Annotated in this window: 19 protein-coding genes; 9 read left to right on the forward strand and 10 right to left on the reverse strand. The window is 35.4% G+C overall.

All coding sequences use genetic code 11. The annotated features are described in order from the left end of the window. Positions 1 to 155 precede the first annotated feature (155 nt). Together ABFR62_03585 and ABFR62_03590 are read left to right on the forward strand one after the other, a co-directional pair. Positions 156 to 1,466 (forward strand): pitrilysin family protein, encoded by a 1,311-nt coding sequence (locus tag ABFR62_03585; GenBank protein MEN8137491.1) that lies wholly within the window; start codon positions 156 to 158, stop codon positions 1,464 to 1,466. Positions 1,467 to 1,477: 11 nt separating this feature from the next. Next, the gene (locus ABFR62_03590) at positions 1,478 to 3,544 is read left to right on the forward strand and encodes a pitrilysin family protein (GenBank protein MEN8137492.1); all 2,067 of its coding nucleotides are present in this window, start codon (positions 1,478 to 1,480) and stop codon (positions 3,542 to 3,544) included. A gap of 90 nt (positions 3,545 to 3,634) precedes the next feature. On the opposite strand, the gene ABFR62_03595 is transcribed toward ABFR62_03590, so the two are convergent. Both ABFR62_03595 and ABFR62_03600 read right to left on the reverse strand, forming a co-directional pair. Beyond that, positions 3,635 to 5,644 carry a urocanate hydratase gene (locus tag ABFR62_03595; GenBank protein ID MEN8137493.1) on the reverse strand — a complete coding sequence of 670 codons (2,010 nt, stop codon included), beginning with the start codon at positions 5,642 to 5,644 and terminating at the stop codon, positions 3,635 to 3,637. Positions 5,645 to 5,903: 259 nt separating this feature from the next. Further along, positions 5,904 to 6,080, reverse strand: a complete 177-nt coding sequence (locus tag ABFR62_03600) for a DUF5522 domain-containing protein (GenBank protein ID MEN8137494.1) — start codon at positions 6,078 to 6,080, stop codon at positions 5,904 to 5,906. Positions 6,081 to 6,216: 136 nt separating this feature from the next. On the opposite strand from ABFR62_03600, the gene ABFR62_03605 reads away from it, so the two are divergent. From ABFR62_03605 to dnaG, 4 genes are all read left to right on the forward strand, one after another. Further along, positions 6,217 to 7,164 carry a glucosaminidase domain-containing protein gene (locus tag ABFR62_03605; GenBank protein ID MEN8137495.1) on the forward strand — a complete coding sequence of 316 codons (948 nt, stop codon included), beginning with the start codon at positions 6,217 to 6,219 and terminating at the stop codon, positions 7,162 to 7,164. Positions 7,165 to 7,240: 76 nt separating this feature from the next. Continuing rightward, positions 7,241 to 9,859 carry a DUF3352 domain-containing protein gene (locus ABFR62_03610; protein MEN8137496.1) on the forward strand — a complete coding sequence of 873 codons (2,619 nt, stop codon included), beginning with the start codon at positions 7,241 to 7,243 and terminating at the stop codon, positions 9,857 to 9,859. A gap of 37 nt (positions 9,860 to 9,896) precedes the next feature. Continuing rightward, positions 9,897 to 10,871 (forward strand): polyprenyl synthetase family protein, encoded by a 975-nt coding sequence (locus ABFR62_03615; protein ID MEN8137497.1) that lies wholly within the window; start codon positions 9,897 to 9,899, stop codon positions 10,869 to 10,871. 49 nt (positions 10,872 to 10,920) lie between these two features. Next, positions 10,921 to 12,960, forward strand: coding sequence for a DNA primase (gene dnaG, locus ABFR62_03620; protein ID MEN8137498.1), 2,040 nt, complete (start codon positions 10,921 to 10,923; stop codon positions 12,958 to 12,960). A gap of 64 nt (positions 12,961 to 13,024) precedes the next feature. Here the strand turns inward: dnaG and ABFR62_03625 are convergent, their stop codons facing one another. Next, positions 13,025 to 13,654: a response regulator transcription factor gene (locus ABFR62_03625; protein MEN8137499.1), complete on the reverse strand. Its 630-nt coding sequence runs from the start codon at positions 13,652 to 13,654 to the stop codon at positions 13,025 to 13,027. A gap of 108 nt (positions 13,655 to 13,762) precedes the next feature. Between ABFR62_03625 and ABFR62_03630 the strand changes: the two genes are divergently transcribed. The 3 genes from ABFR62_03630 to ABFR62_03640 all read left to right on the forward strand — a co-directional run bounded on the left by ABFR62_03630 (position 13,763) and on the right by ABFR62_03640 (position 16,283). Beyond that, positions 13,763 to 14,680 carry a HAMP domain-containing sensor histidine kinase gene (locus ABFR62_03630; protein ID MEN8137500.1) on the forward strand — a complete coding sequence of 306 codons (918 nt, stop codon included), beginning with the start codon at positions 13,763 to 13,765 and terminating at the stop codon, positions 14,678 to 14,680. A gap of 83 nt (positions 14,681 to 14,763) precedes the next feature. Further along, complete coding sequence (locus tag ABFR62_03635; protein MEN8137501.1) at positions 14,764 to 15,624, forward strand: hydroxymethylglutaryl-CoA lyase; 861 nt, start codon at positions 14,764 to 14,766, stop codon at positions 15,622 to 15,624. A gap of 104 nt (positions 15,625 to 15,728) precedes the next feature. Further along, positions 15,729 to 16,283: a rhomboid family intramembrane serine protease gene (locus ABFR62_03640; GenBank protein ID MEN8137502.1), complete on the forward strand. Its 555-nt coding sequence runs from the start codon at positions 15,729 to 15,731 to the stop codon at positions 16,281 to 16,283. Between the two features lie 245 nt (positions 16,284 to 16,528). On the opposite strand, the gene ABFR62_03645 is transcribed toward ABFR62_03640, so the two are convergent. From ABFR62_03645 to ABFR62_03675, 7 genes are read right to left on the reverse strand one after another with little or no spacing between them, the layout of a single operon-like run. Continuing rightward, positions 16,529 to 16,984, reverse strand: a complete 456-nt coding sequence (locus tag ABFR62_03645) for a GatB/YqeY domain-containing protein (protein ID MEN8137503.1) — start codon at positions 16,982 to 16,984, stop codon at positions 16,529 to 16,531. A 3-nt stretch (positions 16,985 to 16,987) separates the two neighbouring features. Then, positions 16,988 to 19,240: a cell division protein FtsZ gene (gene ftsZ / locus ABFR62_03650; protein ID MEN8137504.1), complete on the reverse strand. Its 2,253-nt coding sequence runs from the start codon at positions 19,238 to 19,240 to the stop codon at positions 16,988 to 16,990. A gap of 55 nt (positions 19,241 to 19,295) precedes the next feature. Next, entirely contained in the window at positions 19,296 to 20,669 is a 1,374-nt protein-coding gene (ftsA, locus tag ABFR62_03655; protein MEN8137505.1) for a cell division protein FtsA, read from the reverse strand. Between the two features lie 3 nt (positions 20,670 to 20,672). After that, the gene (locus ABFR62_03660; protein ID MEN8137506.1) at positions 20,673 to 21,401 is read right to left on the reverse strand and encodes a hypothetical protein; all 729 of its coding nucleotides are present in this window, start codon (positions 21,399 to 21,401) and stop codon (positions 20,673 to 20,675) included. Between the two features lie 2 nt (positions 21,402 to 21,403). Beyond that, complete coding sequence (gene murC, locus ABFR62_03665) at positions 21,404 to 22,741, reverse strand: UDP-N-acetylmuramate--L-alanine ligase (protein MEN8137507.1); 1,338 nt, start codon at positions 22,739 to 22,741, stop codon at positions 21,404 to 21,406. Beyond that, positions 22,742 to 23,824, reverse strand: a complete 1,083-nt coding sequence (gene murG / locus ABFR62_03670; protein MEN8137508.1) for an undecaprenyldiphospho-muramoylpentapeptide beta-N-acetylglucosaminyltransferase — start codon at positions 23,822 to 23,824, stop codon at positions 22,742 to 22,744. A gap of 4 nt (positions 23,825 to 23,828) precedes the next feature. Next, positions 23,829 to 25,034 (reverse strand): FtsW/RodA/SpoVE family cell cycle protein, encoded by a 1,206-nt coding sequence (locus ABFR62_03675; GenBank protein ID MEN8137509.1) that lies wholly within the window; start codon positions 25,032 to 25,034, stop codon positions 23,829 to 23,831. Positions 25,035 to 25,041: the final 7 nt, after the last annotated feature.

Raw genomic sequence — 25,041 nt, forward strand, 5'->3', positions numbered from 1 at the left:
ATGAAAGCATTGGGATGCGAAGCAATCCCTTACGCAAATGCAAAATTTAAGTTAAAAAGAAAATTAAGATATTTTTTTTCGGACAATAAATATACTTTTGAACTTTAATGATTTATTTATATAAAATCAACTCATTTAACTTAAACAAATATCAAATGAAAAAGACCTTGCTCTTTGCAATTCTCACATTGCTTAATTTCTCTGTGCAGGCTCAGAACATTAAATTTGAGGAATACACCCTTGAAAACGGCTTGCACGTTATTCTTCACAAAGATAATACTGCTCCGGTTGTGGCTGTTTCCGTTTCCTACCATGTAGGATCCAAGAACGAAGATTCTACCAGAACAGGATTTGCCCACTTCTTTGAACACCTTTTATTCGAAGGTTCTGAAAACATTAAAAGAGGCGAATACGACAAGTACGTTAAAGATAATGGTGGTGTTCTTAATGCCAATACAAGTATGGATCGCACATACTACTACGAAATTTTTCCTTCGAACAAACTGGAGATGGGACTTTGGCTGGAATCGGAAAGAATGATGCATGCCAAGATTGACACAGTTGGAGTACAAACACAGCGCGAAGTTGTAAAGGAAGAAAAGCGTTCTAACTACGACAATGTTGGATACAGATCTTTCATGGGCGAAACTGCCAAACGTATGTTTACAGTTCACCCTTACCGATGGATTACTATTGGTTCAATGGAACATATAGGTGAAGCTCAACTTGGGGAATTCATGGAGTTCTACAAAACTTTTTATGTACCAAACAACGCAGTTTTAACAATTGCAGGTGATATTGACGAAGCCCAGACAAAAAAATGGGTTAGTGAGTATTTTGGCACTATTCCTAAAGGTACGCACGAAATAGTTAGCCCCGAAATAACAGAACCTTTCCTTACTGAGGAAATTGTTGACACTATATACGATGCAAACATTCAGATTCCTGCTGTTTTTGTTACTTACAGAACACCAAAACAAACAGACAAAGATGCCTATGTAATGAATTTTATCAATGATATTTTATCAGGAGGAGCAAGTTCGCGTATTCACAAAAAAATTGTAGAAAAGGAACAAATTGCTCTTCAATCGGGAAGCTTTGTAATGAACGGAGAAGATTACGGTAGGATAACTTTTTACGGTCTGGTAAATCAGGGAAAAAAATTAGATGAATTATTAAGTGCAATAGATAGTGAAATAGATAATATTTCTACGTCGTTAATTTCACCAAAGGAACACGAAAAAGAAATTAACCAGCTTGAACTTGGTTTTGTTTCACGTAACAGACGTATGTCGGGGGTTGCAGAATCACTAGCCGACTATTATTTATATTTTGGAAATACCAATCTGGTAAATACAGAAATCGATAAATACCGAAGTATCACAAAAGAGGATATTAAACGCGTTGCATCGGAATATTTCAAAAAAGAAAGAAGAGTTGTTCTTTACTACTACCCTAAAAAATAAACTGACATAATATGAAGAAGATAATATCATTAATAATTATAACTTTTATCAGTTTTGGGATCAATGCCCAGATTGATAGAAGCACAGAACCTAAATCGGGTCCTGCACCCGAAATTAATCTCCCAAAAGCCGAGATGTGGCAGTTGAAAAACGGCCTAAAGGTGATTTTGGTTGAAAACCACAAACTTCCTACAGTTAGTTACACACTCCATTTCGATTACGATCCAATTTTAGAAGGTGAAAAAGCCGGAGAGACTATGATTTTTGGATCGATGATGAGCTCAGGAACAACAAATAAGTCTAAAGAAGAATTATTTGAGGAAGTAGAAACTATGGGAGCTACATTAAGTACATCCCGCAATGGAATTAACGTTTCTACACTAAAAAAGAACTACATACAGGCTTTCGAAATCATGTCTGATGTTTTATTTAATCCAAGCTTCCCTCAGGAAGAATTCGATAAAGAAATAAAACAAACGCTAACAGGTTTAGAAGCAAATGAGAAAGATAACAAGGCTGTGATGGGAAATGTTAAAAATGCAGTTCTGTTTGGATTAGACCATCCATACGGAGAAGTAATGACTCCTGAAACAGCAAAGAACATCACTCTCGACGATGTTAAAAACCTGTACAACACATACTTTAAACCGAACATTGCCTACCTTGTTGTAAACGGTGATATTAAAAAGAAAGAGCTTAAAAAACTGGTTAAAAAACATTTAAAAAATTGGAAATCAGGCGAAGTTCCAAGCCATATTTATGAGCTTCCTCAAAATCCGGAAAAGACCGAGATCAATTTTGTTAACATGGATGCGGCAACGCAATCTATTATTTCGATTGTTAACCTGGAAGAACTTAAGAAAACAAATCAGGATTATTTTGCAGCAAGTGCGGGTAACACCATACTTGGGGGTGGAATGACAGGACGTTTATTTTCAAACATAAGAGAAGACAAAGGATGGACATACGGAGCTTACAGCTCTTTGGGTAACGACAAAATAATAGCAAACTTCTATGCCGGGGCAAGCGTTAGAAATTCTGTTACAGATAGTGCAATTGTTGAATTTTTCAATGAAATAAATAAAATCCAGCAGGAAACTGTAAATGAAGACGAATTAACTCAACAAAAAAACATGATGTTTGGTTCGTTTGCCAGAACTCTTGAATCGCCTGCTACAATTGCCGGTTTCTACCTTTCTGAACAAAAAGACAATCTTCCTGAGGGTTATTATGCAAACTACCTGAAAAAGGTAAATGAGGTAACAACCGAAGATGTTAAAGCAGCAATGAACCATTACCTAAAGCCAAACAATTCAAGAATTGTTATTGTTGGTAAGGCAGTAGAAGTTGTACCAAGACTGAAAAGACTGGGCTACGAAATTAAATACTTCGACATTTACGGTAATCCAACAGAAGCACCGTCATTGGCTAAACCTGTTCCTGCAGATGTTACCGTTTCTACAGTTTTAGACAACTACGCTCAGGCAATTGGGGGAAGAGAAAAACTTGAAAAAGTTAAAACTCTTAACCAGGATTTCACAATGCAAATGGGACCATATTCAATTGACGGAAACATAAAAACAATGTTGCCAAACAAGATGTTAATGGAAATGAAAATGCAGGGTAACGTAATTTCCAAAAATGTTTTTGACGGCGAAAAAGGCTATGTTATGGCACAGGGTCAAAAAATGCCATTTGACAAAGCTAAAAATGATAAGGCAAAAAACAGCCGTTCTATTTTCGAATGGATGGACTTCGCAAACGAATCACATGAAGCTGTTCTAGAAAATATAGTACCGGTAAATGATTCGGAGGCTTATAAAATGAAAATAGTTATAGAGGGCGAAACCTCTTACTACTATTTCGATACTAAAACCGGACTTATTCTTCAGCAAGAATCAATCAAGGAAGTTCAGGGTAATATAATCACAGAACTTACCGAACTGAAGGATTATAAAGAAATCGAAGGTATTAAGTTCCCTACCCTGCTAAAGATTCAGGCAGGTCCACAGGCTATGGAAATGAAAATAAAATCAGTTCAGATAAACAAAGGAGTTAAGAAAGCTGATTTTAAATAGATAAAAATTCTAACCAAAAATAATCCGTGCATCAGTAGCTGTTCATATTCGCTACAGATGCACGGATTTTTATTTAATTAGTTTCGAATTTTAAAATAATCCTTCTATTAATTCATCATCAGCAAAATTAGGAAGAGTAACTTTTAACTTTGGTTCTTCTTTCATTGCACGCTTTATCGCAAAAATTGCATTTTCGTTTCTCGCCCAGTTTCTACGTGAAATACCGTTATTAACATCCCAGTGAAGCATCATTCTCAATCTTCTGTCAGCCTCATCCGAACCATCAAGCAACATTCCAAACCCACCGTTGATAACTTCTCCCCAGCCTACTCCACCACCATTGTGGATTGACACCCATGTAGCTCCGCGGAAAGAATCACCTATTACATTTTGAATGGCCATATCGGCAGTAAAACTCGAACCATCGTATATATTTGAAGTCTCACGGAATGGAGAATCAGTACCTGAAACATCATGATGATCGCGACCTAGAACAACCGGACCAATTTTACCTTCGGCAATAGCCTTGTTGAATGCTGCGGCAATTTTCATCCTGCCTTCCGCATCGGCATATAAAATTCTTGCCTGAGAGCCAACAACTAACTTGTTTTCCTGTGCTCCCTTAATCCACTGAATATTATCGGCCATTTGACCCTGAATTTCCACAGGAGAATTATTCATTATTTCTTCCAAAACATCAGAAGCTATTTTATCGGTAGCCTCCAAATCCTCAGGCGATCCTGATGCGCAAACCCAACGGAACGGTCCAAATCCGAAATCGAAGAACATTGGTCCCATAATATCCTGAACATACGAAGGATACTTAAACGACTTACCATCTTTAGCCATAACATCAGCTCCGGCCCTTGATGCCTCAAGGAGGAAAGCATTTCCATAATCAAAGAAATAAGTTCCTTTTGCAGTATGTTTATTCACTGCTGCTGCATGTCGTCTTAAAGTTTCCTGCACTTTTTCTTTAAACAGTTCAGGTTTTTCAGCCATCATAATATTAGACTCTTCATAACTCATACCGACAGGATAATAACCTCCGGCCCAAGGATTATGTAGCGAAGTCTGATCGGATCCTAATTCAACAAACACGTTCTCCTCATCGAATTTTTCCCAAACATCAACAATATTACCCTGATAGGCTATAGATACAACCTCTTTTTCGGCCTTGGCTTTATTCACCCTTGTCACCAACTCATCTAAATCTTCTATCACCTCATCTACCCATCCCTGCGAGTGACGGGTTTCGGTTGCTTTCGGATTTACTTCGGCTGTAACAGAAACAACTCCGGCAATATTACCTGCTTTAGGTTGAGCTCCCGACATACCTCCTAAACCGGAAGTAACAAATAATTTACCTGCAAAAGGATTTTCATTATTCTTAGCAACCATCCTTGCAGCATTCATAACTGTTATAGTAGTACCGTGAACAATTCCCTGAGGACCGATATACATATATGAACCCGCTGTCATTTGACCATACTGTGAAACACCTAAAGCATTGAATTTCTCCCAATCATCCTGTTTAGAATAGTTAGGTATTACCATACCGTTTGTAACTACAACACGAGGAGCATCTTTATGCGATGGATACAATCCCATTGGATGACCACTATACATTACAAGAGTCTGATCATCTTCCATTTCCGAAAGATATTTCATAGTAAGTCGATATTGTGCCCAGTTTTGAAAAACAGCACCATTTCCACCGTAGGTAATTAACTCATGTGGATGTTGGGCAACTGCGTAATCCAAATTATTCTGAATCATCAACATAATAGCAGCTGCCTGTTTCGACTTTGCAGGGTAATCATCAATACTACGTGCAAATATCTTATAATCCGGGCGAAGTCGGTACATATAAATTCGTCCATAGGTTTCCAATTCCCTGGCAAACTCAGGCGCCAATTCGGCATGTTGCTTTTTATCAAAATATCTTAAAGCGTTTTTCAGAGCCAGTTTCTTCTCATCTTCCGACAAAATGGCTTTACGCTTTGGTGCGTGATTTATATCTTCTTCATAGGATTTAGCCACCGGTAAGACCTCTGGAATCCCCATCCTTATATCATTTCTAAATTCTTCGTTAGTCATCTTTTATTATATTAAAAGTGAAAAAATATGTAAAGTTCATATTGTAATTGCAATTCCTTTCAAAAAAATTACAATATATAAACGTGCCCTCGATTTAAAGCCTCACAAAGTTAAAGTCTTTAAATCAAACAGCAAAAATATTATTAAAATGTAATGTCGTAAAAAAAGTACCTGATAAGAATCTAAGGCACGCGAATGGAAGGGCGATATTGAATTCGCCTAATAGAAAGTTTATATGTGTAATAATTAATATCCAAACTTATCTTCTTATCAACCCGGTCTTTTTGTCGTAACCATAAGGACAATGCTTACAACCAGATTTACAGCAATACCCTCTTTTTAAATGATATCGCTCCGTAAAAACCCTATAACCTTCATCATTATAATAAAAATCTTCAGGACTTAATTTATCTCTGAAACCTGAGTTAAATTCCATCAAACAAAATTGCAAAATTAATTGCAAGTAACAAGCATATGTAAATCAATATTATATTTGATAATTTAAATAAAAATTTTTAGTATTACTTATCAATATCTAATTAAAGCAACATCTAATTATCAAACACTTACGTATGTCTATCACTAAACTACTAACATCTGTTTCGATCATCTTTATGACCTACTTGTCAGTAAATGCGCAAAGTAGTGATAATATCAACTACATAAAACGATATCAAAAAGTTGCGATGGATGAAATGCGCATTTTTGGAATTCCCGCAAGTATCACACTTGCACAGGGGATTTTAGAATCTGCAAATGGAAAAAGTCGCTTAGCCATAAAAGCAAATAACCATTTTGGAATTAAATGTGCCAATTGGACAGGAAAAAAGATATACCACAACGATGATAAGCGAGGAGAATGCTTCCGCAGTTATCCTTCTCCCTGGGGCTCATATAGAGACCATTCAAAGTTTTTAAAGAATCAAAGAAGATATGCTGACTTATTTAAGATAAAAGTTACTGATTACAAAGGTTGGGCATATGGGTTAAAAAAAGCCGGTTACGCAACCGACAAACATTACCCTAAAAGATTAATTAGGATCATTGAAGACAATAAACTTTATCGATTTGATCAGATGGTATTAAATGGTACTGAACCACCACAAAAAGATCTTATAGCTTCTACTCAAAAAGAAGTTATAGACATTACGGAGCCACATGATTTTACAGGAACACATAATATAAAAACACACAAAAGCAGTTTAGATTATATCGTAATTCGAGAAGGTGACTCCTATGAAAGTCTTTCTATAGAATTAGATATTAAACAAAAAAAGCTTCTGGAATACAATGACAAAAACTGGGATAGCCCACTTTTAAACGGCGAAACATTTTTTATTGAACGAAAAAACAGAAAAGGTAAAAACAAATATTACAAAGTAGTTAAAGGAGACTCTATGTACTCTATAGCTCAAAAAGAAGGTATCAGATTAGAGTACTTATATAAGCGAAATAGAATGTCTTGGGGATTACAACCAAAAATTGGAACAATACTTTATCTGAGAAAATATAAGAAGTAAGTAATATCCTAGATATATTGTCAAAAAAAGTATATTTGTCAGTAAACAAATATATCGCTTACAATTAAATGCAAAAATGAAGAACTTACTCTTATTCATCACATTAACATCATTATTTTCTTTTTCCTCGTGCGATTCTCCTCTTACAAAAGATGTAAACAGAGTGAAAGGCGTACCAAAAAATGCTGTTTTATTATTTGAATCAGATAATATTGGTGAAGCCTTAAATAATTTAGAGGAAAACTCTTTATGGTCAGTTATTGAGAAAGAAGAAAGCATAAAGTTAATAGCCACACAGTTGAGATCACTTTCTCAATACCTCAATAAAAATAACATTGAGGTTTTAGATAAAAAAGCAGTTTTTAGCCTTCACAATGTGGGTGTAAAATCGTTTGATTATCTTATTTTACTTAAACAATCGGATATTAGCCCGGAAGATTTTTCGAAATTTGATCCGCACAAAAAGTCCAGTAAAATTTATGACAGTGCCAATATTGTTGAATACTCCCTGCCGGTTTTATCTTCACCTCTTTATGTAAGTAATTATCAGGGACTGTTAATAATTAGCAGAAATATTATTTTGTTAGAAAACTCTATCCGTCAGTTAAATTCGAAAGAAAGCCTGATGGATAATTCTAATTTCAGCTCCATATACAAGTCTATAAACAATAAAGAAGACTTCAACTTATTAATAAATATTCCCAAACTAAGAGTAGTTGATAAATTTGCAGACAACATTGATTTCGTTAAATGGACCACAAATTTCTCCGATTGGATGGAATTAGATATTAGTCCGGATGCCGATGAAATATTCTGCAGCGGAATAACATCTACAAATGACTCTATCGGAAACTTCCTCGGTATTTTTAGTAATCAAAAAGCTCAAAGAATTACTGTTGATGAACTTTTACCTTCGGGAACAGCCTTTTCTGTAGTATACGGTTTTGAGAATTTTTCTCAATATTATCGCAGATACCAGGACTATCTCCAAAAACACGGTGAGTTAAAAAAGTTTGAATTAAATCAGCAAAAACACCAGATAAAAAGAGCAAAATTATTTGATACATGGATAGATAATCAAATTGGATTTGCCGCTCTAAGATCGGACAACAAAGCAATAAACTACAATGATTTGGTGTTGATAAAAAGTAAGGAGGCTTCTTTGGCTAAAGAAGCATTAAAACTTATCAGCGATAAGTCGATACTTAATTTTAGAGGATTTACAATTCATAAGACGGTAAAAAAGGAAATTTTTAAAGATTATCTGGGAGAATCATTCAGGAACCTACAGGCTCCTTACTATACTATTATTGATGATGTTGTAATATTATCGGATAACAGAAAAAACATCCAAAATATCATAAGCGATTATATAGACGGTCGTAATATGGAAAGTTACCACCATTTTAAAAACTTAAAAGAAGATCTGGCTTATAAATCTAATATTATCTTTTACTTCAAAAATCCTGATTTTTCAGAATTTTTAACTGCCATTTTCCCTGATTTAAAACCCCTCATTTCAGATAACATCAAAGAATTATCAAAATATAAATCGGGAGCTTTTCAGTTTACTTATGAAAATGGTAATGCCTATACAAATATTTTAGCAAGGCAGAGCTATGAAGTAGAAAATGAAGTTAAGCCTATATGGGAACTAGAGTTTGACAAGGATTTATATCCGGAAATCAGTACTCTTCAAAATCATTACAATAACAATAAGGAAATAGCTGTACAGGATAAAAACAATATACTCTATTTAATTAGTACTTCCGGTAAAATTTTGTGGTCGAAACAACTGGACTCGAAAATTTTAGGAAAAATACAACAGGTAGACTTGTACAAAAACAGGAAATTACAAATGGCTTTCAACACCGAAGCCAATTTATACATCTTGGACAGGAACGGAAAAAACATCGATAATTTCCCTAAAAAACTTCCCTGGAAATCGAGTGCACCAATCGGCATTTTTGATTATTCGAAAAGTAGGAACTATAGATTTGTTGTACCAATGGGCAAACAAATAAGGATGTACGACAATAAAGGGAAAACAATTAGCGGCTTCAAGTTTAAGAAAAGTTCCAGTACTATTAATAAAGCACCACAGCACTTTAGAGTAAAAGGCAAAGATTATATAGTTCTGAGTACTGCCAGTGGTAAAATATATGTTCTGGACAGAAGAGGCAGCAACAGAATTAATGTTAAGAATAACTATCCTTTAGGTGTTAATAAATTTTATCTGATTGAAGAATCTTCTTTATCTAAATCCAGAATTATAACAAATACAAAAAAAGGAGAGCTCCTGAGTATCTTCTTCAATTCCGTAGTTGATATTTCGAAAATAGATAAATTCGACAGTGAAACATTCTATATCAAAAAAGGAGATCAGACTGTTTCTTTATCTAAAAACATTGTAAAGTGGAGCAATAAAAGCTCTACCGAAATTTTTGAAATAGAAGACAATAATTTTAGCGAGCCAAAAGTCTTTTCCTGGAATAAAATTCATTATTTGGTAGTGGGATCCGTATCATCTAACAAAGTTTACTTATTTGATTCTAATATGGATCTACAAAAAGGATTTCCGGTTTATGGACAAATAGTTGGTCGTGTAGCTGATTATAACCGCAACGGTGATGTTAACTTTCCTGTTATTGTTAATGATGATAAAGGAAATCTAAAGATGTTCTCAATTAATTAATGCTATATTCTGACCAAAACGAACAAATTATAGACAGATGAAACCCGCAGAAAAAATAAAGGAACCTATAAATAACGAGATGCGATTATTTGAAGAAAAATTCAGAGAATCCATGTCTTCATCTGTTCCTTTACTAGAAAGAATAACGCATTACATTGTTCGTAGAAAAGGAAAACAAATGCGTCCTATGTTTGTTTTCTTAACTGCAAAAGCTCTTTCCGGAAGTGTTTCAGAACGATCGTATCGTGCTGCTTCGTTAATTGAACTTTTACATACGGCAACACTTGTACACGATGATGTTGTTGACGACAGCAATATGCGCCGTGGTTTTTTCTCTATAAATGCCCTTTGGAAAAATAAAATTGCCGTTTTGGTCGGTGATTATCTTCTTTCAAAAGGTTTATTACTATCTGTTGACAATGAAGATTTCGATTTGTTAAAAATAGTATCAACAGCAGTTCGGGAAATGTCGGAAGGGGAATTGCTGCAAATTGAAAAAGCGAGAAAACTGGATATTACGGAGGCGGTATATTTCGATATAATCAGACAAAAAACCGCTACCCTTATTGCTGCATGTACAGCTGCAGGAGCCAGATCGGTTGGTGCTGATATCGATATGGTGCATCGTTTTCACCGCTTTGGAGAGTTAATCGGAATTGCATTTCAGATAAAAGATGATTTGTTCGACTATACAAATGCCAAAATTGGCAAACCTACCGGTATTGATATAAAAGAACAAAAAATGACTTTACCGCTTATCCACACTTTAAATAATTGCGATAAGAAAGAAAGAAAATGGCTGATTAACTCCGTAAAAAAACACAATACAGACAAGAAAAGAGTTAAGGAAGTTATTGAATTTGTAAAACAAAACGGTGGTATAGAATACACAACCAAACGTATGCTGGAATACCAGCAGGAAGCACTGAAACTTCTCGAAGGTATAGCTGACAGTCCGGCCAAAGAAGCACTAATTACACTGGTAAATTACGTTATCGAAAGAAAAAAATAATTATATTCTCTCTTTATAATAGAAAATAAAAAATTATCAATTAGTATAGATGATTCCAAAGGAAACCATAGATAGAATTTTTGAAGCTTCACGAGTTGAAGAGGTAATTGGTGACTTTGTAACTTTAAAAAGAGCAGGACAAAACCTAAAAGGATTAAGTCCATTTGTAAACGAAAAAACGCCCTCTTTCGTTGTGTCTCCTGCAAAACAAATCTGGAAAGATTTTAGTTCTTCAAAAGGAGGAAATGTTGTTAGTTTTCTGATGGAGCTGGAAAACTATTCATACCCCGAAGCTTTGAGATATTTAGCAAGGCGTTATAATATCGAAATTGAAGAAGAAGAACTTGACGAAGAGAGTAAAAAATTAGCCGACGAAAAAGAAAGCATGTATTTGGTTTCTGAATATGCAGCTAAATATTTCAACGAAACACTTTTAAATTCTCAACGGGGAAAAGCTATAGGTCTCTCTTACTTTAAAGAAAGAGGATTTAGAAAAGATACTATTGAAAAATTCAGACTTGGATATTGCCTTGATGAATGGACGGCATTTACTGATTCAGCCATTTCGAAAGGTTATAATCTGAATTTTCTCGAATCAACCGGTTTGTCAATTGTTAAGGAAAGTGGCAAAAAGTTCGATCGATTTAAAGGTAGGGTTATGTTTCCAATCCAATCGCTCTCTGGAAGGGTATTGGGATTTGGAGGAAGAACACTTTTAAGCGATAAAAAGGTAGCCAAGTATCTTAACTCTCCGGAAAGTGCAATCTACCATAAATCAAATTTACTTTATGGTATTTATCAGGCAAAAGGCAGTATTATTAAAAACGATACCTGCTATCTGGTTGAAGGGTATACTGATGTGATTTCCTTACACCAAAATGGTATTGAAAATGTTGTAGCTTCTTCGGGTACTGCACTTACTCCCGGACAAATAAATTTAATTAAACGCTTTACCCCAAACATCACCGTACTTTATGATGGTGATGCAGCCGGAATAAAGGCATCTTTCAGAGGTATTGATCTATTACTGGAACAGAACATGAACGTAAAAGTTCTGACTTTTCCTGATGGTCACGACCCGGATTCTTTTTCAAAATCTGTTTCTACAAGCGAACTACAGGCATATTTAAATGATAATGAAACAGATTTCATTCAGTTCAAAAGTGATTTATTACTAAAAGATGCAGAAGGTGATCCGATAAAGAGAGCCGGATTAATTAGAGATATTGTCCAATCAATTGCCAAAATTGAGGATAGAATTAAACGAGAAGTTTACATACAGGAAACTTCAAGGCTTCTAAACATCCAGGAATCAATACTTTTTGATGAACTGGCTCAGATTGACAACAGAGAATTAAAAAAACTATCTCAGCAAAGAAGCAGAACTCAAGATTCTAATAAACCACAAAACCCGGGTTTAACAATTGTTCCGGACGATGAACCTCCACCTGATATTCCGGGATTCATGGGAGGCCCAACAACCCCTGCATCGCAATCTCTAAAAAAACAATTAAATTCGGCCGAGGAACAGGAAAAGGAATTAATGAACCTATTACTTGTATATGGCGATTTTGAAATTGATATTATTGATGAGGTAGAACAGGAGAACGAAAAAGGAGAAATTGAAACTGTAAAAGAAAGCTTTAAAACAACTGTAATTCAAGAAATAGTTGAAAGATTGGACGAAGACAATATGGGTTTCGAAAATACTTTCTTCAACGAAATATATGATGAAATTATAGAAGGTATAAATAATGATGAAATAAGAAGTTCTGAATACTTCCGAAAACATCAGAACCAGCAAATTGCATCATTTATAGCTGATGTGGTTAGTGAAAAATATGAACTTAGCAAAAACTGGAAAAAGAAAGATATTCATATTCTGGGTAAAGAACAAAGATTAACACAAGCAACTGAGCAAACAGTATTGAGGTTCAAGGAAAAAAGAATTTCCGCCAAAATAGATAATATGGCCAAAAGCCTGACATCTATCTCCGATAATATGGAAAGACAGAGTAAAATGAAGGAACTTATGAAACTTAATGAGTTGAGAACCTTAATAAATTCAAAATTAAACAGGGTACTTTAGGTATAAAAAAAATGCGTTGAAAAATCCAACGCATTTTTTTTATTATAACTTAATTTATCTCTAATTAATATAGATCTAAATTTCTGGCGTGATTAATTAACTCAACCATATTTGTTACATCAAGCTTCTTCAGCAATCTTGCTTTATATGTACTAACGGTTTTTTCATTAATAGTTAGTTCTTCAGCAATCTCTTTATTCCTTTTTCCCGCAGAAAGAAGTTTCAATACTTCAATTTCTCTTGTAGAAAGTTTTTTATACAAACGTGATGGTCTGTGGGCATTTTCGTCAAAAGCTAATTTTTGAGCTAATTCATTACTGATATAAATCCCACCTTCGCTTATCTTTCTTATAGCCGAAATTATTGTTTCCGTATCTGCTTCTTTTGATACAAATCCTGAAGCTCCCGCCTTTAATGCACTAATAGCGTATACCTTTTCCGGATGCATACTTAAAATTAATATTTTAGTATGTGGAATATCTTTCTTGATATGTCTAATTGCGGTAATCCCGTTCATTTTTGGCATATCAATATCCAACAACACAATATCGATATGTTGTGCTCTTAGCTTGTTTAATGCATCTTCCCCGTCTATTGCCTCATCAACAATATTCATGTCAGGGATTTGTTTAAATAATAACCGTAGACCTTTTCGGACTACAGCATGATCGTCAGCGATTAATAAATTTATCATTTTAATCAAAGATTAGACAGTTATTACTTACTTTATTGACTACAAATATATCATTTTACATAAATAAAAAAATTATATATTTGAAAAAATTTAATCAAGCACCGATAAATGAGCGAGTTTTTTTCCCAGTGGGTTAATTATTACATCCTTTTAGCATTAATAATAACACTTGGTGTTGTATACAGTTATTGGAGAAGACGTGAAAAACTACTCCAAAAACACGGTGAATTAATTAAGGAGCTACAGCTAAAAGAACGTAAGCTTAACGAACTTAATATTCTTCAGGAAGACAAGAACCTCAGATTAGAAGCTTCGCAGGAAAAACTTGAGAAAGTAAACTTCACCAATAATAAATTATTGAGCATAATGGCCCATGATGTTAAAGGGCCCCTGAAGTTTATGGTGAATCTTGCCTCTTTAATGAAAAGCAATTACGAAATTTTATCAAAAGATGAACGTCAGGAAAATCTCGAAATAATTTCCACTACAGGCAATAAGGTATTTGATCTGGTACAAAACATGCTCCAATGGACTAAAATGCAGTCAGAGAGCATTAAAATGAAAAAGGACCCTGTACATCTCAAGAGCCTGGTTCAGGAAAAAATAGAATTATTCAATTCAGGAGCAAAGGCTAAGGATATCGATTTGATAAATGATTTATCAGAGGATATATATATATGGGGTGATGTAAATATGCTTGGTTTAGTGTTTCAAAACCTCATATCTAACTCAATAAAATTTACCCGCTCAAAAGGATCAGTGCGAATATACACAACTTATTCTCTTGAAGAAGTAGTAGAAATAGCGGTTGAAGACACAGGAATTGGTATGTCGGTATTGGATGTAGAAAGATTGTTAGACAGGAATGTACACCATACAACTTCAGGCACTTCCGAAGAACCAGGTTCAGGCTTGGGAATGATGGTAGCGCAAGAAATGATTGCCCGTCATGATAGTAGAATTTTTGTTGAAAGTGCTATTGGCAAGGGCAGTAAATTTACTTTTGTACTGCAACTGATCAACTAAACAATTAAATACTTGTTCTTTAAGCCAATCATTTTTATCTTTCAGTTTGATAACTTTTTTCAAATCTGACAATTAAAATACCGATGAACAACGAAAAGGTAAAAATTATAGAATGCCCTCGTGATGCAATGCAAGGGATTCACGATTTTATTCCCACCCAAAATAAGGCACGCTATATAAACACCTTACTAAAAGTCGGTTATCATACAATTGATTTCGGAAGCTTTGTTTCTCCAAAAGCTATCCCGCAAATGCGAGATACTGCCGAGGTTTTAAAACTGTTGAATCTGGATCAAAGTGAAAGTAAACTTTTGGCTATAGCTGCTAACTACAGAGGTGCGGAAGATGCATGTGCCTTCGATGAAATTTCTTATATAGGATTCCCTTTCTCTGTTTCAGAGACCTTTCAAATGAGAAATACCAATAAAACAATTGAACAGTCTTTGAATTCTGTTGAGAATATAAAGAACTTAGTAAGTAAATCGAATAAAGAATTAGTAGTTTATTTGTCAATGGCTTTTGGCAATCCATATGGAGAACCGTGGAATATAGACTTAGTTGCAAAATGGGCTGAAAAAATTGCTGATTTAGGGGTCACAACTATAGCTCTTTCCGATACAATAGGAGTCTCGCAAAAAGAATCTATCCAATATTTATTCTCTAACCTGATTCCTGCTTTCCCGGAAGTAGAATTTGGAGCTCACCTCCATTCCAGAAAAGAAACCTGGCGCGAAAAGGTAATGGCTTCATTTGAGGCAGGATGCAGAAGATTTGACTCGGCAATAAAAGGTCTTGGAGGCTGCCCGATGGCTAAAGACGATCTGATAGGAAACCTGCCAACCGAAAAGCTTTTGTCGTATATGACTGAAAAAAGAGTTCAAACAAATTTAAACCCCTTAATGTTTGAATCTGCATATAACGCTGCTCTAAATATATTTGTATAGTTAAAAGATCTAAATTCTATAAAATCCCATAAAAGTTGACTTATATCAACAGCCATGACTAAATTTTGGGATTCCATATAACCTTATCGTAAAAATTTACACAAATGAATTTCAAAATAAGATATAACTCACCTGTAATTCTTAGCTTTTCGATAATTGCTGTTTTGTTATTTTTTACAAATACTATTTTAGGCGGTACTTTAAACTCTATTCTGGTTTTATACCCCGATTTTAACTCAGGTAGCTTGACCGACTACATTTCCACGTTAACATATACATTGGGACATGCAAATATTCAACATTTGTTTGGAAATCTATCCTTAATGCTAATATTAGGCCCCATAATTGAAGAAAAATACGGCAGCACATTATTGATTTCCATGATGATACTTACCGCACTGTTTACAGCGATTATGCAAATCTTCTTCTTTAATTCAGGCCTTTTGGGTGCAAGTGGAATAGTTTTCATGTTGATAATACTCGCATCATTTGCAAATTCAAGTGGCCATGGGATACCACTCACATTCATTTTGGTACTGATATTCTACCTGGGCAATGAAATTATAGGGAGTTTTGAAAACAACAACATCTCGCATTTCTCTCATATTATGGGAGGCATTTTTGGAAGTGTTTTTGGTTTTGCATTAAAGAAACAATAGCCTTTGCTCAACCACGAATATTGAGGAAATTTAATAACTTTTTTCATTAAGTTGATAATAGATCAAATGATGAGAGGATTATAAGATTAATAAACTGCTATTCTCTTTATCTTATGATCAAATATTCTGTATTATACCAATTAAATTTCAACAATTAAAAATCCCCGCGGGGAAGCGGGGATTTAAGTTTTAGACATAATGTCTAAATAAAAAAACAATGTTAAAATAACTAAAATTTTGGTATACTATATAGCTCCCAAAATATCTTTAACCACCGTAGATATCATTCTACCTTCGGCTTTACCGGCTAATTTCTTATTGGCTGCCCCCATTACTTTACCCATATCTTTAGGCGAAGTAGCGCCAAGCTCTTCTATAATTCTCCCTATTATAACTTTCAACTCATCTTCTGACAATTGAGCCGGCAAGAACTTTTCGATTACAGCTACCTGAGCTAATTCAGGCTCGGCTAAATCCTCTCTTCCCTGCTCTTTGTACAATTGTGCAGAATCCTTGCGTTGTTTAACCAGTTTTTGAAGAAGCTTCATTTCCTGATTTTCATCCAATTCTTCTTTAGCGCCAGATTCAGTCTGTGCCATTAAAATAGCAGCCTTAACAGCTCTTAATGCTTCTAAAGCAACTTTATCTTTTGATTTCATAGCTGATTTCATTTCAGCCATAACTTTGCTTTGTAAACTCATAATTTAGTCAACGTTATCGTGTAAAAATGAATTATTTGATCTTATTACATTATCATCATCACTATTCCTTAGGGAATAACGTGAATTATTATTCTGATTCGATGAAGACGTAACATCTAATCCGGCTCTAATATATGCCGGCTGCTTTTCTAAATCATCGATCGCTGTTGGATTTGTAGCTTTAAAACGATGATTAAACCTTCTTAATCTTTCCTGTCTTTGTTTCCTGATTTCATCCTGTTTCGAAAGAGGAACATCAGTTGGATCGAACGACTCTTCTAGCAATTCATCTGCTTCTGTTCTTCCTTCAACATTCTTAATTGGTTGTTCCGTTGCAACCTGAGCTTCTACCGATTTCTTAACAATTTCAATTTTTAATTCAGGTTCAGGCTCCACCTCAACTTTTTCTACAGAGCTTTGTACACTTGCGATTTCTTCAACCGGCTTTGCTCTTTGTATTCTGGTTTCAAGCTCTGCATAATCGTCTAAATTATAACGTTTTGACCCATCAGAAAACACCTCTGCTTTTTTTGACTGAGAAACTTCAGTAACATTTGAAACTTCAGGTACATTAGCAACATCTGACACTTCATGGGCATCAGGAGATTCAACAGCTTCTGAATGGATATAAGGCAGATCATTGATTATTTCCTCTTCAAAATCTTCAAGTCTGTGAACTACCTTTTTCTCGAAGACTTCTTCAATTACTTCTTCTTCATAATCATCTTCAATCACTTCTGTTTCTATCTCCTCATCACTATCCATCGGTTCGAAATCAAACTCAATAGTTGTTTGAGAGTCACCAACTACTTCTTCCGAAATATTTACATCAGAAACAATCGTATTAATTACAATTTCCTCATCAGCAATATCCATTATACTATTTTGCTGATTTTCGTCTGTCGACGACTCTATACTTTGCTCTTGTATGTCAGACTGAATCTGTTTGTCTTCAATTTGTACAGGAGTTTCTTCAATAATATTTTCCTCTATTAAAACCGATTCCTCAACAGGTGGTGTAATTTCTTGTCTTTCTACTTTCACCTCATGCTCAATCGTTTTTGGAGCCTCATTTACTACAGGTTTTACAACAGGCTTTTCCTCAACTTCCTCTTCTAACAGATGAATAACCTTCTTATTTTCAACAACCTCTTGAATCTCCTCTTTTTTCTCGTGAACTACGGGAGCTTTTGGAGGCGGAACAGCCTTTCTTTTAGGCTTGACATCTTCGATCAGTTTATGAACCGTTTTCGAAGGTTCCTTCTCTATATGGGTATCCTGTTGCTCAGTAGAAAAACCTGTGGCAACAACTGTCACACTGATACTGTCTCCTAATGAGGCATCATCTCCCACACCCATAATTATATCAGAACTTCCCCCGGATTCAATTTGAATATAATCATTGATTTCTCCTATTTCGTCCAAAGTAATTTCTAATTCTCCCGAAACTATAAGAAGTAATACTTTTTTTGCCCCGGTAATTTTATTGTCATTCAATAGTGGTGAATCCAGTGCTTTAGTAATTGCATCAATAGCTCTATTATCTCCAGATGCTTCTGCCGACCCCATTATGGCAGTTCCACTTTTTGCCAATACAGTTTTGGCATCACGCAAGTCAATGTTCATACCATAGTGATTGGTAATTACCTGCGAAATACCCTTGGCTGCAGTAGCCAAAACTTCATCAGCCTTAGAGAAACCGGCTTTAAAGCCTAAATTTCCATATATTTCCCTTAGCTTACCATTATTAATGACAATAAGGGAGTCCACATAACCACGTAACTCTTCAACACCTGCCTGAGCCTGAGCCAGCCTTTTCTGTCCCTCGAACTGGAAAGGAATAGTTACGATCCCCACAGTAAGAATTCCCAATTTTGAAGCAAGTTTAGCTATAACAGGAGCAGCTCCCGTACCTGTACCTCCACCCATTCCGGCAGTAAGAAAAACCATTCTCGTGTTCGTATTGAACATAGCCTCTATTTCCTCCAGACTCTCCTGAGCAGATTGTCCTCCAATTTCAGGATCGGCACCTGCACCTAACCCCTCAGTAAGAGTCACACCTAATTGAATTTTATTAGGAACCGGACTATTTTGCAAGGCTTGTGAATCTGTATTACAAACTACAAAATCCACACCGTTAAACCCTTGGTTATACATGTAATTAACCGCATTACTACCGCCACCACCAACGCCAATAACCTTAATCACGTTGGATCTATTTTTAGGCAGATCAAAGGAAATGTTGTTTTGATTCATTGTTCTTATATTTTGGGGTTAGAAATTCTAATTTCCATTGTTTTAATTCTATTTTTTATTCATTTTCGAGAAAATCCCTGAGTTTCTTTACAAAAGAATCCCAAACAAACTTTCTTTCTTTAGGCTTTGCCTTCTTTACTTGCTTCTTCTCTTCACCATCCTCCTTAATCTCTTTTTCTATTTTATCTTTCTCACCGAGAATTTCAGATTTCTCTTCAACCGGTTTCTCCTCCTCCTCTACAATTTGCTCTGACTTTTTATCAACTTCCAATTTATCAAGTCCTTTTATCAGCAGACCTACAGATGTCGCAAACATTGGCGACGTAAGCCTTGAATCTGATCCACTTGCGAGATGCTCATTTGGATAACCAATTCTCGCATCCATCCCTGTAATATATTCAACCATTTGTCGGATATGCTTCAATTCAGCCCCTCCACCGGTTAACACAATTCCAGCTATAAGCTTTTTCTTGGGCTCATCATGCCCATAATTTTTTATCTCCAGATAAACCTGGTCTACTATTTCAACAACCCTGGCATGAATAATTTTAGAGAGATTTTTCATTGTCACCTCTTTTGGCTCACGACCTCTTAAACCGGGTATTGAAACAATCTCATTTTCGCTATTTTCACCGGGCCATGCAGAACCGAACTTAACTTTCAATAACTCTGCCTGCTTCTCTATAATAGAACAACCTTCTTTAATATCATCTGTAATAACATTTCCACCAAATGGTATTACGGCAGAGTGACGAATGATTCCGTCTTTAAAAATTGCTAAATCTGTTGTTCCCCCTCCTATATCTATCAAAGCTACTCCTGCCTCTTTCTCTTCATCGCTCAAAACTGAATCGGCAGATGCAATAGGCTCAAGAGTGATATCATCAATTTCCAAACCGCTATTGATCACACATCTTCCAATATTCCTGATTGACGAAACATTTCCTACTACAACATGAAAATTAGATTCAATTCTTCGTCCCGACATTCCGATGGGCTCTCTGATTTCGTTCTGTCCATCTATTTTGAACTCCTGTGGCAACACATGGATAATCTCTTCACCCGGAAGCATTACTAATTTATATACCTGATTTATTAGGTTATCAATATCAAACTCAGTAATAACCTCTTCATGGTCATCTCTGTCAATATAATCAGTATGCTGTAAGCTTCTGATATGTTGACCCGCGATACCTACCACTACCTTGGTTATTTGTTGTCCTGAGCTAGCTTCTGCCTCTTCAATAGCCATTTGAATAGATTCGATTGTTTTCATGATGTTACTAACAACACCACGATGAACACCTAAACTTTTGGCCTTTCCTACTCCCAAAACTTCCACCTTTCCATGCTCGTTTCTACGTCCAATAATTGACACAATCTTTGTTGTACCAATATCCAGACCTACAGCAATGTCAGAGTTTTCCATGATTTATCGTTTTGTACAAACTACTTGGTTTGCATATTCCAAATTAATCTTCTTGTATCTTTCCCAACCAAAGTCAGATACAGTTTTTCGATAATAAATTAACAACTTATCAAATTTACGTTCAATATCTGTTGCCTTTCCAAACTCAATAACCTGATTTCCTTTTCGAGTTCTGAATTCGTACTCATTATATTTATCTACTTTTATACTTACAATCTGCTCTTTCAATACAGAATTGTTTCTTATATAATCTAACAAAGAGAAAATTTCGTAAAGATTTTCATCATTAACTTTCCCATCAATCAGAGGTACATTTAATGTAAACAGTTGCGACAATGGCATCTTTTCACCACGCTCATCTATATAACAATTATATTTTGAAGTTATGATTCGCCCAATAGGTTTTCTTTGTATTACATTTACAGCCAACCTACCTTCAATATCAATAAACACATCTGCTTTCTCAACAGAACTCAGCCTTTCTACTTCATTTTCGAGAAGAGAAACATTAATACTATTGCTTATTCGATATGTGAGACTATCATAAGTAAGAGCAACCATTTTACTTACAACTTCTTCATTTATGAATTTTATACTGTCGTAATCCAAAACCTTTATTTCTACCCCGCTAACAGTTTTAGAGTTATGCCTGTAATTGGCAAAACCCATCAGCGCAACCATAGCAGTTATAGCTAGTCCATAAAGCAAATATGTTACTCCTTTATTAATCACTTTTATTTTTTTAATTTCTCTATTTCAATACTTATATCACCGGCACCCAGCATCATTACCACATCCTGATCGGCCGATAATATCTCGTTTGCTATTTCATCTTTAGAAATCAATTTTTTATTTATATTATTGATTTCCTCTAAAAGAACCTTACTTGATACGCCCTCTATAGGTAATTCACGAGCAGGATATATATCCAACAAGCGAATAGAATCGAATTTAGAAAGTATATCTGCAAATTCTTCCATAAAGTCTTTCGTTCTACTGAACAAATGCGGTTGAAAAACAACCATTATCTTTTTGCCCAAGAATAATTCTCTAGCCGTTTCCAGTGCTGATTCCACCTCCGACGGGTGATGAGCATAATCATCAACAATTATTTTCCCCCGGTAATCAAAAACATTGAACCTGCGATAAATACCCTCAAAACTTTTAATAGCCTTTACAATATCCTCACCGTCCAGTCCAAACTGTTCTGCCATCGCATAAGCAGCCAGTGTGTTCTCTATATTCTTCCTCCCGGGTAAGTTACTTACAACGTTTAAGAACTCTTCATCTCTATTATTTACCAAATCAAATAAGAATTTACCATTCTCTACTCTGACATTCTTAGCTAAATAATCACTTTCTTCTTCTATCGAATATGTTAGAGCTCCATCTATATCCAAACCTTTCCTGCAGATAAGTTTACCATCATCAGCCAAAAGCCCGGTAAAATCCTTAAATGCATGTTCAAGCTCCTCTGCCTTTCCATAAACATCCAGATGATCTGCATCCATAGATGTAATACAGGCAATATTTGGACTCAAATGCATAAAGCTTCTGTCGTATTCATCAGCTTCAACAACCGAAATATTATTCTCTCCAAATATTACATTTGAATCGTATTGATTAACATGTCCTCCTATAAAAGCACTTGCGCCGGTACCGCATTCATTCATTACATGTCCCAACAAGGCCGATGTAGTTGTTTTTCCATGTGTTCCTGCAACAGCCAAACAATAAGTAGACTTCGTAATTAAACCCAGTACTTCAGATCTCTTTAGTATTTTATACGATTCAGATTCAAAATACTTTAATATTTTATTATCTCCCGGTATTGCAGGAGTATAAACAACCAATGTAGATTTATCTTCCCTAACCTCTCCTGATACTTCCCTTACATCATCAGTAAACGTAATTGAAATACCCAATCCGATCAAACAATCTGTTATCTTACCCGGAGTTTTATCGTAACCGTAAACCGCAATGCCTTTTTCAGCAAAATACCTTGCCAAAGCACTCATACCGATTCCACCGATACCTATAAAATAAACCTTATGTATTTTGTTTAACTCCATTTATTTTAACAACAATTCTACTTCGTTCGCAATTTCTTTAGAAGCTTCCGGCAATGCTAACTTTTTTATATTCTCTGCCAGTCGGTTTTCAATAATTTCATCGTCCAATATTCTTTCAAGCTCCGCAACAAACATCTCTTCCATTTTATTTTCAGGAATAAGTATTGCAGCATCTTTCGATGAAAGTGATTCGGCATTCTTCGACTGATGATCCTCCGCCACATTTGGTGATGGAATAAAAATCACCGGTTTACCTACAACACACAATTCTGATATTGTACCTGCTCCCGCCCTTGAAACAATAACATCTGCCATTTGATAAGCTAAATCCATGTTATTTAAAAAAGCCTGAATTTTTATACCGTCATACGAAATCTCATCTTGTAAGGGCAAATAATCATCTATATAAAGTTTACCCGTTTGCCATATCATCTGGTAATTATTTTCCTTAACCCAGTTAAGAATTTTTGATACCTGTATGTTTATCGCTTTAGCACCCAGACTTCCTCCAAGAACTAATATTGTCTTTTTACTTTTATCAAGTCCGAAGAATTTTGCTGCCTCGTCTTTTGATCTTTTAATATCTACTAAATCATGCCTGATCGGATTTCCTGTCAACTTAATTTTAGCTTTTGGAAAAAACCTCTCCAAACCTTCGAAAGCAACACAAATCTTATCAACAGACTTTGACAAAACTTTATTTGTAATCCCCGGATAGGAGTTTTGTTCCTGAATTAATGTAGGGATCCCTTTTCGGGATGCTACATACAATAATGGACCGCTTGCAAAACCACCTGTTCCGATAACCACATCGGGCTTGAACTTATTAATCAGTTTCCGTGATTTATATAAACTTGAAATAAGTTTTAACGGAAACGAAAGATTATCAATTGTCAATTTTCGTTGTATTCCCGAAATCCAAAGTCCTTCAATATCATATCCGGCCTGAGGAACTTTTTCCATTTCCATCCTGTCTTTAGCACCAACAAACAAAAACTTTGATTCAGGGAACCTTTGTTTAAGTTCATTCGCGATAGAAACAGCCGGAAAAATATGTCCTCCGGTTCCACCTCCACTCAACATTATTTTATATAACTTCTTCAACTTCCTGACTAATTAATTCTTTATCTATATTTTCTAAATCATCTGTCTCTTCCTGATTTTCCAACTCCTGGGTTTCTCTACTAACGCTAATTATCATTCCTATTGCTGCAGCAATCATCCATATTGAAGTACCTCCACTACTAATTAAAGGTAAAGGCTGTCCGGTTACCGGGAATAACCCCACTGCTACAGCCATATTTACTAATGCCTGCAATACAATCGGAATTCCTAATGCCAGAACTAATAAAGACCCAAAAATCGTTGGTGCTTTTCTCGAAATAACCATCACCCGAAACAATAGAGCGAAATATAAGAACATCAAAGAAAAAGCTCCTAAAATGCCAAATTCCTCGATTACTATTGCGAAAATAAAATCAGACGACGACTGTGGTAAATGATTCTTCTGAATACTTTTGCCAGGACCCTGCCCCAATACACCACCCATTGCAATAGCAATCTTTGCTGACTCTACCTGATATTGCTCTTCTTTTTCATCATCCGACATAAAAGATTCTATACGGCTAACCCATGTATGAGCACGGTTTGGAAATGCATCCGGAAACTTCATCGCCATCCCAATAAAGAGTGTTAGTATTATTGCTCCAACGCTAAACATCAAAACCAGATGTTTTAACGGATACCTTCCAATTATTAATATTACCCCCAAATTAAGCACCAATAGTGCTGCTGTTGAAAAGTTTGCAGGCAAAATTGGCAAAACAACAGCCAGTATAGGTAACCACAATGGCAAAGCTGCTTCCTTAAAAGTAACCTTCTTATCCTGTATTCTGGACAAGTACCTGGCAACATAAGTGTATAATATTACTGTTGCCACTGAAGATGGTTGAATACTCATCCCTATAAAAGGAACCTGAATCCACCTGCTCGCATTAGCACCGTCTATTTCTTTTCCCTGAAACAGAGTAAATATCAACATCAACACTACAACAGGTAATAATAAAACTGCAATTGAGGAAAAATATTTATAAGGTTTCTTATGTACAAAATACATTATCACTATAGCTATTACTAAGTGTAAGCCATGTTTAAAAGTCATAGATAAAACATGCCCCGAACCAGAGCCACGCCATGCTAAGTTACTTATTGCGCTGTATACAACAACAAGTGAGGCAATCATCATAAAGAATACAATGCCCCATACTTTTTTATCTCCTTTTAAACTTTGCATAAATGCT

Source organism: Bacteroidota bacterium, from assembly GCA_039714315.1.
Taxonomy (GTDB): domain Bacteria; phylum Bacteroidota; class Bacteroidia; order Flavobacteriales; family JADGDT01; genus JADGDT01.

Bases quoted from the DNA above. Each gene is read 5' to 3' on its own strand.
- dnaG (MEN8137498.1), top strand. From the start codon at position 10,921: ATGATTCCAAAGGAAACCATAGATAGAATTTTTGAAGCTTCACGAGTT.
- ftsA (MEN8137505.1), bottom strand. From the start codon at position 20,669: ATGGAAAACTCTGACATTGCTGTAGGTCTGGATATTGGTACAACAAAG.
- ABFR62_03645 (MEN8137503.1), bottom strand. From the start codon at position 16,984: ATGAGTTTACAAAGCAAAGTTATGGCTGAAATGAAATCAGCTATGAAA.
- ABFR62_03630 (MEN8137500.1), top strand. From the start codon at position 13,763: ATGAGCGAGTTTTTTTCCCAGTGGGTTAATTATTACATCCTTTTAGCA.
- ABFR62_03625 (MEN8137499.1), bottom strand. From the start codon at position 13,654: ATGATAAATTTATTAATCGCTGACGATCATGCTGTAGTCCGAAAAGGT.
- ftsZ (MEN8137504.1), bottom strand. From the start codon at position 19,240: ATGAATCAAAACAACATTTCCTTTGATCTGCCTAAAAATAGATCCAAC.
- ABFR62_03615 (MEN8137497.1), top strand. From the start codon at position 9,897: ATGAAACCCGCAGAAAAAATAAAGGAACCTATAAATAACGAGATGCGA.
- murG (MEN8137508.1), bottom strand. From the start codon at position 23,824: ATGTTGAGTGGAGGTGGAACCGGAGGACATATTTTTCCGGCTGTTTCT.
- ABFR62_03635 (MEN8137501.1), top strand. From the start codon at position 14,764: ATGAACAACGAAAAGGTAAAAATTATAGAATGCCCTCGTGATGCAATG.
- ABFR62_03675 (MEN8137509.1), bottom strand. From the start codon at position 25,034: ATGCAAAGTTTAAAAGGAGATAAAAAAGTATGGGGCATTGTATTCTTT.
- ABFR62_03600 (MEN8137494.1), bottom strand. From the start codon at position 6,080: ATGGAATTTAACTCAGGTTTCAGAGATAAATTAAGTCCTGAAGATTTT.
- ABFR62_03585 (MEN8137491.1), top strand. From the start codon at position 156: ATGAAAAAGACCTTGCTCTTTGCAATTCTCACATTGCTTAATTTCTCT.
- murC (MEN8137507.1), bottom strand. From the start codon at position 22,741: ATGGAGTTAAACAAAATACATAAGGTTTATTTTATAGGTATCGGTGGA.
- ABFR62_03590 (MEN8137492.1), top strand. From the start codon at position 1,478: ATGAAGAAGATAATATCATTAATAATTATAACTTTTATCAGTTTTGGG.
- ABFR62_03610 (MEN8137496.1), top strand. From the start codon at position 7,241: ATGAAGAACTTACTCTTATTCATCACATTAACATCATTATTTTCTTTT.
- ABFR62_03640 (MEN8137502.1), top strand. From the start codon at position 15,729: ATGAATTTCAAAATAAGATATAACTCACCTGTAATTCTTAGCTTTTCG.
- ABFR62_03605 (MEN8137495.1), top strand. From the start codon at position 6,217: ATGTCTATCACTAAACTACTAACATCTGTTTCGATCATCTTTATGACC.
- ABFR62_03595 (MEN8137493.1), bottom strand. From the start codon at position 5,644: ATGACTAACGAAGAATTTAGAAATGATATAAGGATGGGGATTCCAGAG.